We start from the raw sequence: 13940 nt of genomic DNA, 5'->3' as shown, positions 1-13940 counted from the left end.
CAAACCCTGCTATTTATATAATATAGGCGTCTTAATAGAAAATTTCAAATGGCGGTCTTTATAAAACATTTATTAGAAATTTACAAAACAACCTACAAACAAAAGTTTTATATTTAACATATGTTTTAGTTGTGCTAGGTGGCACATAGAAAATCAGAAACTCTGCGGAGACGTGTGATCATGCAAGACGATAAATTAGCAGCGCAGTCAAATGCGGCTTCGCGCACTGCCCTGCAGGATTTATCCGCACAAGAACGCGGTATTCTGGATATGATCACTGCCAATCCCTTTGTTGGTCAGCAAAACATTGCTGATGCATTGGGGTTGGCGCGGTCAACAGTTGCCGCTCATATTGTACAATTGACACAAAAAGGCTTTGTGCTTGGACGTGGATATTATTTGCCGGAAGCCAAACGGATTGTCTGTGTGGGTGGTGCGGTGTTTGATCGTAAATACCATGCCCATGCCCCATTGATCAGCCAAACCTCCAATCCGGTCAGCGGCTATCGCAGCCATGGCGGTGTTGCGCGTAATGTCACTGAAAATCTAGTGCGTCTCGGGGTCAATACCGGCTTTGTTTCCATTCTTGGTGATGATGAAACCGGACGGGCTATTCTTGATAATTTGCGTGTACTTGGGGTGGATGTCAGCCGTGCGATTGTAACCGCTGAGGCACCAACTGCCGAATATGCGGCCATTCTTGCGCCCGATAATGAACTGGCTCTCGGTATCGCTGATATGGGTATTTTTGATCTGTTTAAACCGGAGTTACTCGATAATGCATGGCCGCATCTGGCGTCCGCAGACTGGGTTTTTGCCGATTGTAACTTGCCGCAGGCCACCCTTGAGCTGTTGCTTGCCAAAAAAACCGGTAGCCGGTTTCAGCTGGCGGTTGATACGGTTTCGGCGCCTAAAGCACAGCGCCTGCCGCATGACCTTAGTGCTGTGGATGTGCTGTTTTTGAATATGGATGAAGCCCATAGCCTGCTGAACCACCCGCATGATGCATTGCGACTAACACCACAGCAGGCAATCACTGCGCTACGCGCCCGGGGTGTGGCTAAAGTTATTATGACGTTAGGGGCTGATGGGGTTGAAATTGCAGATGAGGCAGGTATCCGCCACTTTGCCGGCGTACCTGCACAAGTGGTGGACATTACCGGCGCAGGCGATGCGCTGATTTCAGGCACACTATATTGCCTGCTGGATGGCCAATCGCTGGATGAGGCAGTGCGCACCGGCACTTTGCTTGCCACGCTGACGACTGAGAGTGATGCCAGCGTGCATCCGGATTTGTCAGCCCATTTTCTTGATGGATACCGCTACCGCATCAGCGGATAATTAAACCGTTACCGCATCAGCGGATAAGTAAAGACTATATCGCGTGAGCGACTGAATAATCTTGTATAAACTGCCAGAAAGGCTGAGCTCTTGACCCGATTGAAAATGCATTTCAGCGCCGAAACCCGCGCAGCTCTGGATAAAGGAGCGCCGGTTGTGGCGCTTGAATCCACGATCATTACGCATGGCATGCCTTATCCGCAGAATCTGGAAATGGCACGTCGTGTTGAAGCGGTTATCCGCGAGAATGGTGCTGTACCAGCCACGATCGCCGTGCTGAACGGCGAAATCCATGTTGGTCTGGGCGACAGTCAGCTCGAACAACTGGCGCAAACCAGTGATGCGGCCAAAACCTCCAGCCGCGATCTGGCCGCAGATATGGTGCAGGGGCTGACAGCAGGTACCACTGTTTCGGCAACCATGCGGATTGCGGCACTTGCAGGCATTGATATTTTTGCTACCGGCGGTGTTGGTGGTGTGCATCGCGGAGCCGAAGACAGTTTTGATATTTCAGCCGATCTCAACGAGCTTGGCCAGACCGCAACAACAGTCATTTGTGCGGGTGTAAAATCCATTCTCGATATTCCTAAAACCCTTGAATATCTGGAAACCCAGCGCGTACCGATTATCGCTTATGGCAGCGATGATTTTCCGGCATTCTTTACCCGCTCCAGTGGCTGCAAAGCTGATCACCGCCTTAACAGCGCTGAAGAGATTGCCAACGCTATGGCGTTGCACCATGCGCTTGGTTCGGGCACTGGGATTTTGATTGCCAATCCGATCCCTGAAGAAGATGCACTGAGCCCGGAATTTATCAATGGTACCATTGAAGCTGCGGTTAAAGAAGCGGCCGATCAGGGCATTGGCGGCAAAGATGTAACGCCGTTTTTGCTGGCACGGATTAATGAATTATCACAAGGGCGCAGCCTCAAAGCTAATATTGCGCTGGTGCTGAATAACGCCACATTGGCAGCCCGTATAGCCGTTGCTTATAAAGCGCTGGGATAAGCTTTGCGTTGATAGAACTGGTGAAAAGGGCGGAACCTGTGGTTTCCGCCCTTTTTTATTAGGGTTTTGTTAAGCGTGTTTTTGAAATCGCGCGTGATCTAGACGGATTGAGAGCTCTTAAAGGCCGGTTTTGCAGGGGTTATGTGTATTTGCCGCATGAGCATTACAGAAATTTAATTAGACCTGCGGCTGGGGATTGCGCATTTTAGGCGCGGATTAATGTAAAAATGCGAAAATGAAATTGGTGGCACATTTATGTTTCCGGATAGTGATGTCCGGAAACATAAATGTGAGGTGCCGCAATAAAGTGCGAAGGCTGGTCAGCTGCGCCAATCTGCAAGATCGGGAAATGATGAAAAACTGGAAACAGCTTGTTATTTGTGTGGTGTTGGGCGTGGCAGCTTTTGCAGGCTGGCGCTGGTATGCCGCTGGAAACTCTGTGCCACCGGGCTCTGTGCAAGCGCCATCGAACGGTGCAGCCAATACCGCTGCGCCTCGTAGCGCAGGTGGCGCCCGGGGCGGGGCTGCAGCTCCTCTCGTGGTTGTGAAGTCTTCCGAAAAGCAGGTTGTTAATGACAAGCTGACGGCTATTGGCAGCGGCGTGGCGCTCAATACTGTTTCTGTGTCGCCCTATGCCAGCGGTACAATTCGCCAGTTTCTGGTGAGTGCCGGTACACATGTTAAAAAAGATCAGGTCATTGCTGAGCTGGATGCTGAAACCGAGCAAATTGCCGTGCAAAAAGCGCAGGTTGTTTTGCAGGATGCGCAGAATACGCAAAAGCGCATGACCACGTTGCGCGCCACCAATACTGCGACACAGGTGCAGGTTGTGGCCGCAGATCTGGCGCTGGCCAATGCAAGGCTGACCCTGCAAGATGCCGAGCTGGCACTGAGCCGCCGGTCTGTTAAGGCGCCGATCGCCGGTATAATTGGGATTTTGCCGGTTGATGCCGGTAATTATGTTACCGCTGCAACGACCATTGCCAGCATTGACGACCGTTCAAAATTATTGATTGATATTTGGGTGCCGGAGCGTTTTTCACCGCAAATCCGCATCGGACAAAAGCTGACCGCAGAGCCGACAGCTTTGCCGGGCAGGCGTGTGGAAGGGCAGATCAGCGCTGTCGATAATATGATTGAGCCGACCAGCCGTACATTGCGGGTACGGGCAGAGATTACCAATCCGAGTGATGTGCTGCGTGCTGGTATGTCATTTATGGTGACGGTTTTGTTCCCGGGTGATGATTATCCGTCCGTTGATCCGCTGGCGATCCAGTGGGATGGCAACGGCTCTTATATCTGGCGTATCGGGCAGGACAATAAAGCTGAACGTGTTGCTGCAACCATCATCCGGCGTAATGCCACTTCGGTGCTGGTCGAGGCTGATATTGCTGAAGGCGACCGGATCGTGACCGAAGGCGTGCAAAATGTGCGTGAAGGCGGTGCGGTAACAATTAAAGGCCAGAAGGCTGACGATGCTTCCGAGAACAAAAATCAACCGGCGACAGTGCAAGCCGATAGCAAGCGGGCAGGTTGATAATGAATTCTGATCCTTCTGCGACAGCACCGGACACGAAGACGGCAGCTGATACTGAAATTGCAACCGGCATGAATGAAGCCTCGCAGGCGCATGCCCAACAAACCGGCGGTTTCACGGCTCTGTTTATCCGTCGTCCGGTTTTTGCCTTTGTTATCAACGTGCTGATTGTTGTGGCCGGACTTGCGGCGCTGACCGGTGTTGATATTCGCGAATTGCCGGATGTTGATCGCCCTGTCATTTCTATTAGTACAACATTTACCGGTGCTTCTGCTGAAACGGTTGATCGTGAGGTCACACAGGTTCTTGAGAACGAAGTGGCGCGTGTATCGGGTGTGAAAAACATTTCTTCCACCTCGTCCTTTGGCCGCAGCCGTGTGACAATCGAATTCAATGACGGCGTGGATATTAACGTTGCTGCTGCCGATATGCGCGACTCCATTTCACGCGTAGCCAATCAGCTGCCGGAAGAGGCAGATGCCTCGCGTATCATCAAAGCGGATTCGAATGCTGATGCGGTGATGAGGCTGGCAATCAGCTCTGAAACACTCAGCGTTGACGATATGACAGTGATTGTTGAAGATCAGATTGTCGATGTACTTTCTGCCGTTCCGGGGGTGGCCGATGTTGATACCAACGGCGACCGCGATAAGATTTTCCGCATTGATATTGATCACAAATTACTGGCGAGCTACGGACTGACCTTTGCTGATGTCAGCTCTGCTTTGTCTTCAATGGCGCTGGATCAGCCTGCCGGTTCCCTGCGTAGTGCCGATCAGGCGCTGGTGGTTCGTGCCACCGCTTCCGTTACCTCGTCAGAGGATTTCGAAAACATTATTATCAAAAATCAGACCCGTTTGCGGGATGTGGCCAATGTCACGCTGGGTCCTGATATTGAAACATCTGCCGTGCTCAACAATGGCCGCAACAGTATCGGTCTTGGTATTATTCGTCAGGCACAATCCAATACGCTGGATATTTCTGATGGCGTACGGGCAGAGGTGGCAAAGCTCAATGAAACATTGCCAAAAGGCATGTCGATCAGAATTACCAGCGATGATGCCAATTTCATCAGGGGCGCAATGCATGAGGTGCAAATCGCGCTGATTGCGGCAATTCTCATTGTTATTGCTGTTATTTATATGTTCCTGCGCGATATTCGTGCCACGCTGATCCCCACAATTTCTATTCCGGTTGCGTTGGTTGGAACTGTTGCTGCGATTTATCTGGCAGGATTTTCGATCAATATTCTCACGCTTCTGGCATTGGTGCTGGCAACAGGGCTGGTGGTGGATGATGCGATTGTGGTGCTGGAAAATATTGTCCGCCGCCGTGCGCAGGGGCTGGGGCCGCGTGCTGCTGCCGTTCTTGGCACCAAAGAAGTGTTTTTTGCAGTCATTGCCACCACGCTGACACTGGTTGCAGTGTTTGTACCCATCTCGTTTTTGCCGGGGCAGGCCGGTGGCTTGTTCCGTGAATTCGGCTTTGTGCTGGCAATTGCGGTGTTATTGTCTTCTGTCGTGGCGCTGACCTTATGTCCGATGCTGGCTTCGCGTTTTCTGACCAAAGAAGCAGTGAGCCATGAGGCCGACAGTGAAAAACGGCGCGGATTGATTTACCGTGTCAGCCTGTGGCTGGCACAATTCTACCGTCGCAGCCTGCACTGGTGCCTCAATGCGCCGTGGATTGTGGTTGCTGCAGCGGTGGTTTTCGCCTTCTTTTCTTTGAGTGCTTATACAAGCTTGCGGCAGGAGCTGACCCCGAATGAAGACCGTTCAGCGGTTATGTTGCGGGTATCAGGGCCGCAAGGGATCAGCATCAGCTTTCTGCGTTCACAATTTGAGCAGATCGATCAGGCGCTGCAACCGCTGCTTGATAGCGGCGAGATCACCAATTCCTATGCTATTGCCGGTGCAGGCGGCTCCGCCAATAGCGGCTTTATGGTGCTGACACTGGCGCCATGGGCAGAGCGCGAGCGCAAACAACAGGAGATAGCAGCGGATATTAACCGGCGTTTGCGCACAATTACCGGTGTGCGTGCCTTCACTTTGCAATCCAATAGTCTTGGTATTCGCGGTGCCGGTAATGGTTTGCAATTCACACTGGTGGGTAATGATTATGCCACTATCCAGCCGGTAGCACGCGCATTGCTGGCCGAGATGGAAAAAGATCCGCGCTTTCAGCAGCCACGCCTGACTGTGGATGCCACACAACCGCAATTATCGGTTCAAATCGATCGTGAAAAGGCCTCGGATCTCGGTATAGATATTACCGGTCTTGCCAATGCTGTGCAGTCTGTACTCGACGGTCGTAAGATTGGCGCGATTTATATTGGTGACCGCTCATATGATGTAAAAATGATGGCAACGTCCAATCCGATCAATGATCCGACGGATTTGGAAAATATTTTTATGCGCACCAATGACGGGCGCTATGTATCAATGGCCACAATTGCTTCTGTACGTGAGATTGCAGTGCCGCCGCAATTGGCGCGGGAGCAGCGTCTGCGCTCGATTGCGATTACATCCGGCCTGAGCAGTGATTTCGCGCTGGGAGATGCGTATAAAACCGTACAGGAAGTGGCAGCGCCATTATTGCCAGCCGGTGTGCAAATGGTGCCGCTGGCGGAGGCGGCAACTTTGAGTGAAACCTCGACCGGCCTGTTTCTGGTATTCGGTTTCGCGGTCGTGATTATTCTTTTGGTTTTGGCGGCGCAGTTTGAAAGCTTCATCAGTGCTTTGATTGTTATGGCCACAGTGCCGCTGGGCTTAGGATGCGCTATTGTTGCGCTGATACTCACCGGAACGAGCCTGAATGTTTACAGCCAGATCGGGCTGGTATTGCTGGTCGGGATTATGGCCAAGAACGGTATTCTGATTGTGGAATTTGCCGATCAGTTGCGTGATCGCGGCCTGTCGTTGCGGGATGCTGTGGAAGAGGCCTCCAATATACGCTTGCGTCCGGTGTGTATGACCATGATTTGTGCGGTACTTGGCGGCGTGCCGCTGGTGCTGGCTTCAGGTGCGGGTGCAGAAGCACGCGTGGCACTGGGCTGGATTATTGTGGGCGGGCTGGGGCTGGCTACTATTGCTACGCTCTATGTAACACCGGTTGCTTATTTGCTGCTCGGCCGCTTTACCCAGCCGAAAGGTGATGAAGAAAAACGCCTCGACCGCGAATTGGCACATGCGGCAACATTGGAGCTGAAGCCGGAATAAAGGGGTTTTATAAGCTTCAATTGACAAACAAAAACGGCGGGCAAAAGCCCGCCGTTTTTGTTTAAACGCCGATTGGCATCAATGCCGGATCACGCTCAACCTTGCGGGGCGCTACCACATCTTTCCAAACCGACAAAGCTTGTTGCGGCGCCGGATTGGCAGGGCGCTCTATGAACCGCCCGTCGCCCGGTTGCGCCAGCACTTTGCCGTCTTGATAAGCAATGTGGCCGCCACTGATCGTCATGCGCGGCAGGCCGGTGACCTGCATGCCTTCAAAAACATTATAATCAATGGCCGAGTGCTGATGTTTGGCAGAGATCACTTTGGAGGCTTGCGGATCCCAGATCACCAGATCCGCATCAGAGCCTTCCAGAATGGCGCCCTTGCGCGGATAAATATTGAGAATTTTTGCGATATTGGTAGAGGTTACAGCCACAAATTCATTTTCAGTCAGGCGACCTGTGCGCACGCCTTGCGTCCATAACACTGGCAAGCGCTCTTCCAGACCGGCGGTACCGTTTGGAATTTTCGTGAAATTGCCGATACCATTGCGTTTTTGCTCGGTGGTAAACGCACAATGATCCGTTGCCACGCATTGCAGACTTCCGGCCGCCAGACCCGCCCACAGGCTGTCCTGATTGACCTTATCGCGAAACGGCGGTGACATGACCCGCCTTGCTGCATAATCCCAGTTTTTATTCTGATACTCACTGTCATCCAGTGTCAGATGCTGGATCAGCGGCTCACCATAAACCCGCATACCTTTTTGTCGGGCACGGCGGATAGCTTCATGGGCCTGCTCACAGGAAACATGTACCACATAAAGCGGTACACCGGCCTGATCAGCAATCATAATTGCACGGTTTGTAGCCTCGCCCTCTACCTCCGGCGGACGGGAATAGCTGTGCGCTTCGGGACCACTATTGCCTTTAGCCAGCAGGCTTTGCTGCAATTGCGCAACAATATCTCCGTTTTCTGCATGTACCAGCGGCATGGCGCCGGTTTCAGCACAGCGCTGGAATGAGGCGAACATCTCGTCATCATTGACCATTAATGCGCCTTTATAGGCCATGAAATGTTTGAAAGTATTGATGCCACGTGCCACCACTTCCGGCATTTCACGATAGCAGCGCTCGTTCCAGCCGGTAATCGCCATATGAAAGGAATAATCTGTACGGGCTTTTCCTGCTTTCTGAAACCAGATTTGCAGAGCTTCAAGCAGGTTACCTTCCGGCGAAGGCAGCACAAAATCCACTACCATTGTCGTGCCACCAGCCAGTGCGGCAGCGGTGCCACTGTCAAAATCATCCGCACTATGCGTTCCCATAAACGGCATTTCCAGATGCGTATGCGGGTCGATGCCGCCGGGCATGATCAGACAGCCTTGTGCGTCAATCACCGTATCGCCGGTGAGGTCTTTGCCGATTGTGGTGATCTTGCCGTCTTTAAGGATAATATCAGCATAATAGCTGCGGTCGGCGGTAATAATTTTTCCGCCTTTTATCAGTGTTGTCTTCGCTCCGTATGTTACCATTGTTCGTTTCCCCTTATGGTTTTTTTCGAACAGATGCAGTGATTTGAACGCGGATCAGTGTTAGGGAACGGCACGAAATTTCCGTGCCGTCTGTTTGTTCATTTATACAATACCCGCCGTTTCAAGGGCTGCATGCAGCAGCACATCTGCACCATTACTTGCCCATGTCTTGGTAATTTCTTCGGCCTCATTATGGCTCAGCCCATCAACGCAGGGGCACATAATCATGGCTGATGGTGCCACTTGATTAATCCAGCATGCATCATGCCCTGCGCCTGAAATAATGTTGCGATGCGAAAATCCGAGCCGTTCCGTGGCCTGACGAATAGCCGACAAACAGGTCTCATCAAAGCTGATCGGGTCAAAAGCACCGACTTCTTCAATCTCATAAGTGAGGCCGGATTTTTCACAAATCTCTTTTACCGACTCCAGTAATTCCTGCTCCATCACGGCAAGAACGGCTTTGTTAGGATGGCGGAAATCAACCACGAAAACGGCCTTGCCCGGAATGATATTGCGCGAGTTTGGGCTGATATTGGCAAAGCCTACTGCGCCCACGGCATCGGGTGCATGTGCCCATGCAATTTCATCTACGCGCTCGGTAATACGCGCCATACCAAGTCCCGCATTGACGCGCTTGCGCATCGGTGTTGAGCCGGTATGTGCCTCTTTGCCGGTGAGGGTAACCTGCAACCATTTCAAACCCTGACCATGAGTTACGATGCCGATATCAATATTTTCATCTTCAAGGATCGGGCCTTGCTCAATATGCAGTTCATAATAGGCTTTGATCTCGCGCTTTGCGGTCGGAACATCGCCCTCAAAACCGATCCGCTTCAGCTCTGTACCAACCGTTTTACCATCGGCATCGGTGCGTGATTTTGCCCATGCTTCATCATAAAGACCGGCAAAGACACCTGAAGCCAGCATCGCTGGCGCAAAACGCGCCCCTTCCTCATTGGTCCAGTTCACAACCTCGATCGGATGGCGGGTCTGAATGCCGAGATCATTGAGTGTGCGCACCACTTCCAGCCCGCCGAGCACACCCAGCACACCGTCATATTTGCCACCTGTCGGCTGCGTGTCCAGATGGCTGCCCAGCATTACCGGCGGCAAAGCCGGTTCCGTACCTTCGCGGCGGGCAAACATATTGCCCATCGTGTCAATGCTCATGCGCATACCGGCGGCATCGCACCATTTTTGAAACAGCAGCCTGCCGTCGCGATCTTCATCTGTGAGTGTCTGGCGGTTATTACCGGTTGAGATGCCGGGGCCGATTTTAGCCATCTCCATCAGACTGTCCCAGAGGCGGTCGGCATTGGTTTTGAGGTTGCTGTTCAGGTTTATATTCATCTTCGTTCCCGTATTCACTTTGTTATTCAATATGAAAGTTGTCTTGGTTATCTTAAGTGACAGAGCAACAGTGGCATAAGGCCTTGCGACTTAATACTGCAAAATTAGCCTTGATTGTTTAGCTGAAAAACCGTTGATTACTGCTCCGGTCTTTGGCGCAGAATTTGCTGTAAGAGAATATGTTTTTACCGGAACGCAGCCTTGGGGGAGAGAGATATGGCACGTAAACTGAACGGCGCGGTAAAAATATCCGCGGCAGAGCCATCCGTTTCCGCCAAAAGCAAACCAGCCCCCGCTGTTTCTGTGGATTGGCAGGCCGGTGATGATGCGCCGGAGGTGTTGTCGCGTATTCAGGAAACCAAACGCAGGCTCATACTTGAGGCGGCGCTTGATGTATTTTCTTCCTATGGGTTTCGCGGCTCCACAATCGATCAGATTGCCCTTAAAGCTGGTATGTCCAAGCCGAATATTCTGTATTATTTTCGTCGTAAGGAAGATATTTACGTAACCGTTTTGCAGCGCATGCTGGAGCAATGGCTGGCCTCGTTGCGCGCCCTTGATCCGGACGGTGATCCGCTGCAGGAACTGGCGGGCTATATCCGTACCAAGCTTGAGTTGGCTTTTCAGTATCCTGAAGCTTCGCGGTTGTTTGCCAATGAAATTTTGCAAGGTGCTCCGGCCATCGGCACATTTTTGCGCGAGGATATGCGCAGGCTTGTGGATGAAAAAGCCGCGATGATCGGTGGCTGGATGGCTGCGGGTAAGCTGGCGCAAAGCGACCCTCACCATCTGATTTTTAGTATCTGGGCAACTACGCAACATTATTCGGATTTTGAAACGCAGTTGCGCGCAGTCCTTGGTATTGGTTTTGATGCGCCGGATATGTGCGAAAAAACCATAAAATCTGTCAGCGCCATTTTGCTTGACGGTATCCGCCCGCGCTGAGCGGACAGGATAAGCACTACCAAGCCCGCTACCGGCGGTACTTTTGGCGCCAATAGCGGGATAAGTAGCGGGACCAGTATCGTTAATGTCAGCTCTGGTTATCATCGGCTGCATCGTCTCAACTTACTCCGCTTCTGCCGCCTGCTTGCGGGCGGAGAAGTTTTCTGCCATCGGATTATTGGGATGTGTTGTCCAATTGGCAAAATCAGGGCTGATCGGGCTTTTAGTGCGCGGATCAATGCCTGAAACCTGCTCCATTGTAATACAATCCTGAACCGGGCAAACGGTTACGCAGAGATTGCACCCCACACATTCCTCATCAATAACCTCAAAATGTCTGGCACCATCAACAATGGCCGTAATTGCCTGATGCGAAGTATCCTCGCAGGCAATATGGCAGCGTCCGCATTTAATGCAGGCATCCTGATCAATGCGCGCTTTGGTGGTATAATTGAGGTTGAGATGTTGCCAGTCGGTGACCTGCGGGGTGGCGCGACCGCGAAAATCGTCGAGCGTTTCATAGCCTTTGCTGTCCATCCAGTCTGAAAGCCCGTCAATCATCTCCTGCACAACTTTAAAACCATAGGTCATGGCAGCTGTGCATACCTGCACTGTGCCGCAGCCGAGCGAGATAAATTCAGCGGCATCACGCCATGTGGTAATACCGCCAATACCGGAAATCGGTAAGCCGCGGGTTTCCGCATCACGGGCAATTTCTGCCACCATATTCAGCGCAATCGGCTTAACTGCGGGGCCGCAATAGCCGCCATGGGAGCCGCGCCCGTCAATTGTGGGTTGCGGCGCAAAATTATCCAGATCAATCGAGACGATGGAATTGATGGTGTTGATCAAAGATACCGCATCTGTGCCTGCCAGCTTGGCTGCGCGTGCCGGCATCCGGATATCGCTGATATTGGGTGTGAGCTTGGTAATCACCGGCATCCGGCTATATTGCTTGCACCATTTGACCACCATGGCCACATATTCCGGTACCTGGCCCACGGCTGCCCCCATGCCGCGCTCGCTCATACCGTGCGGACAGCCAAAATTCAGCTCAATACCATCAGCGCCGGTATCTTCAACGCGCGGTAAAATGGCCTTCCATTCTTCTTCTTCGCAAGGCACCATGATTGAGGCAATCAGTGCACGGTCAGGCCAGCGCCGTTTAACCTCTTTCATCTCGCGCAGATTGATCTCCAAAGACCGGTCTGTGATCAGCTCAATATTATTGAAACCAAGCAATCGGCGGTCAGCGCCCCAGATTGCGCCATAACGTGGGCCGTTCACATTCACGACCGGCGGGCCTTCAGAGCCAAGGGTTTTCCAAACAACGCCGCCCCAGCCGGCTTTAAAAGCGCGTTCAACATTATAGGCTTTATCTGTTGGCGGCGCTGAAGCCAGCCAGAACGGATTAGGGGAGCGGATACCGAGGAAATTGGTGGACAGATCAGCCATATTAGTGATCCTTTGCCGGTGAAAACGGGGTTGTGGTGTGGGCTTCAGCCTGCGGAAAAAGGCTTGGCAGGTTTTGGCGATTGGCAGCAAGCACGGCCTCTGTGAAGCCGGATACCGCTTCAGGCAGCTGCATCAGCTGCTGGTGGATGGAATGCGCAGCGAGCTTGCCATCCTGTACTGAAGCAACGGTAAGATCTTCACCGCCGGCAATGCAATCACCGCCTGCCCAGATACCCTGCACACTGGTGCGTTTATCTGCATCTGTTTTGATGCGGCCTGCACTCATTTCAATGCCGCTGGCGCCCAGTCCCTGACCATCAAATTTTTGGCCGATTGCTTTGAAAATCTGGTCGGCCGGCAGTGTCAAAACTGCGCCTGTTGCCACAAGCCTGCCATCACGTTGCTCGGTTTGAGCCAGACGAATAGCGGTTGCCTGTCCATGTGCATTGACCACAATTTCCTGTGGTTGCAGACAATCGCGGATCACCACGCCCTCTGTTTGTGCCAGTTGCTGTTCATAAAGGCTGGCATTCATATGTTCCCGATCACGGCGATAGGCAAGTGTTACGGTTTCTGCACCCAGCCGTTTGATCTGAATGGCAATATCGATTGCCGTCATACCGCCGCCGATAACGACAATATTTTTCCCAACCTGAATGCGGGAAAGATCGGAGCTTTGACGCAGCTCTTCAATCGTGCGCACTGCATCCAATACATTAGGTGCATCTTCACCCGCTATGCCTAACGCATTGGTGCCGCCAAGGCCTAAGCCTAAAAATACGGCATCATAGCCTGAGCGCAGACTGTCGAGATGAATATCTTTGCCCAGCGCTTTGCCGGTTTCAATGCTGATGCCACCGATTTTCAGAATGAATTCCAGTTCGCGCGCGGCAAAGTTATCAACGCTTTTATAGGCGGCAATACCATATTCATTGAGGCCGCCACCTTTAGGGCGGGCTTCAAAAATTGTTACAGTATGACCGTTGCGTGCTAAAGCATGGGCGCAGGAAAGTCCGGCAGGGCCGGCGCCAATCACAGCAATGCTTTTGCCGGTCACTGGCGCACGGGTAAACGGATGAACACCGCTATCCATCAAAATATCTGTGGCATAACGCTGGAGTAGCCCGATGCGAACCGGCTTGCCTTCGGCCGCTTCACGCACGCAGGCCTCTTCACACAGAGTTTCTGTGGGGCAGACGCGGGCACACATGCCGCCGAGTATGTTTTCATTTAAGATCGTGCGGGCAGCACCTTGCGGATTATCACCGCTGATCTGGCGGATGAATTGCGGAATATCAATATGGGTGGGGCAGGCGGTCATACAGGGCGCATCATAGCAAAAATAACACCGGTCTGCCTCGACCAGAGCCTGATGGGGGCTCAGGGCCGGATGTAAATCCGAAAATACGTCCTGATAATTATCAAGCCGGTTTGGCCTGATATCCGGTGCCGCACTGCCGGATGCCTGACCACCCGGATCAGCGGCAGAGCCGGCTGCATTGCTGGTGGAAGAAATATCATTCATGCTCTCGTCACTCCCTCAGAAGAG

The 13940-nt window shown here is 52.3% G+C and carries 9 protein-coding genes; 5 read left to right on the top strand and 4 right to left on the bottom strand.

Translation table 11 applies throughout. From position 1 onward, the window contains the following. Window positions 1-180 precede the first annotated feature (180 nt). The 4 genes from MP213Fo_RS06010 to MP213Fo_RS05995 all read left to right on the top strand — a co-directional run bounded on the left by MP213Fo_RS06010 (window position 181) and on the right by MP213Fo_RS05995 (window position 7104). Window positions 181-1341: a carbohydrate kinase gene (locus MP213Fo_RS06010; protein WP_421090733.1), complete on the top strand. Its 1161-nt coding sequence runs from the start codon at window positions 181-183 to the stop codon at window positions 1339-1341. A gap of 105 nt (window positions 1342-1446) precedes the next feature. After that, entirely contained in the window at window positions 1447-2349 is a 903-nt protein-coding gene (locus MP213Fo_RS06005) for a pseudouridine-5'-phosphate glycosidase (RefSeq protein ID WP_421091034.1), read from the top strand. Between the two features lie 352 nt (window positions 2350-2701). Beyond that, the gene (locus tag MP213Fo_RS06000) at window positions 2702-3886 is read left to right on the top strand and encodes an efflux RND transporter periplasmic adaptor subunit (RefSeq protein WP_421091033.1); all 1185 of its coding nucleotides are present in this window, start codon (window positions 2702-2704) and stop codon (window positions 3884-3886) included. 71 nt (window positions 3887-3957) lie between these two features. After that, complete coding sequence (locus tag MP213Fo_RS05995; RefSeq protein ID WP_421091032.1) at window positions 3958-7104, top strand: efflux RND transporter permease subunit; 3147 nt, start codon at window positions 3958-3960, stop codon at window positions 7102-7104. Window positions 7105-7165: 61 nt separating this feature from the next. Here the strand turns inward: MP213Fo_RS05995 and hydA are convergent, their stop codons facing one another. Both hydA and MP213Fo_RS05985 read right to left on the bottom strand, forming a co-directional pair. Next, the gene (hydA, locus tag MP213Fo_RS05990) at window positions 7166-8638 is read right to left on the bottom strand and encodes a dihydropyrimidinase (protein WP_421090732.1); all 1473 of its coding nucleotides are present in this window, start codon (window positions 8636-8638) and stop codon (window positions 7166-7168) included. Between the two features lie 102 nt (window positions 8639-8740). Next, window positions 8741-9985 carry a Zn-dependent hydrolase gene (locus MP213Fo_RS05985; protein ID WP_421091031.1) on the bottom strand — a complete coding sequence of 415 codons (1245 nt, stop codon included), beginning with the start codon at window positions 9983-9985 and terminating at the stop codon, window positions 8741-8743. Window positions 9986-10207: 222 nt separating this feature from the next. Between MP213Fo_RS05985 and rutR the strand changes: the two genes are divergently transcribed. Next, on the top strand, window positions 10208-10936 hold the full coding sequence (rutR, locus tag MP213Fo_RS05980) for an HTH-type transcriptional regulator RutR (RefSeq protein WP_421090731.1): 729 nt from the start codon (window positions 10208-10210) through the stop codon (window positions 10934-10936). 123 nt (window positions 10937-11059) lie between these two features. Here the strand turns inward: rutR and preA are convergent, their stop codons facing one another. Together preA and MP213Fo_RS05970 are read right to left on the bottom strand one after the other, a co-directional pair. Continuing rightward, entirely contained in the window at window positions 11060-12391 is a 1332-nt protein-coding gene (preA, locus tag MP213Fo_RS05975) for an NAD-dependent dihydropyrimidine dehydrogenase subunit PreA (RefSeq protein ID WP_421090730.1), read from the bottom strand. 1 nt (window position 12392) lies between these two features. After that, entirely contained in the window at window positions 12393-13907 is a 1515-nt protein-coding gene (locus MP213Fo_RS05970) for an NAD(P)-dependent oxidoreductase (RefSeq protein WP_421091030.1), read from the bottom strand. Between the last annotated feature and the right edge of the window lie 33 nt (window positions 13908-13940).

It is taken from the genome of Pseudochrobactrum mosebachae (assembly GCF_048914685.1).
GTDB lineage: Bacteria > Pseudomonadota > Alphaproteobacteria > Rhizobiales > Rhizobiaceae > Pseudochrobactrum.
Note: the sequence above shows the minus strand (reverse complement) of the source record. Positions and strands in the feature narration are given on the sequence as shown.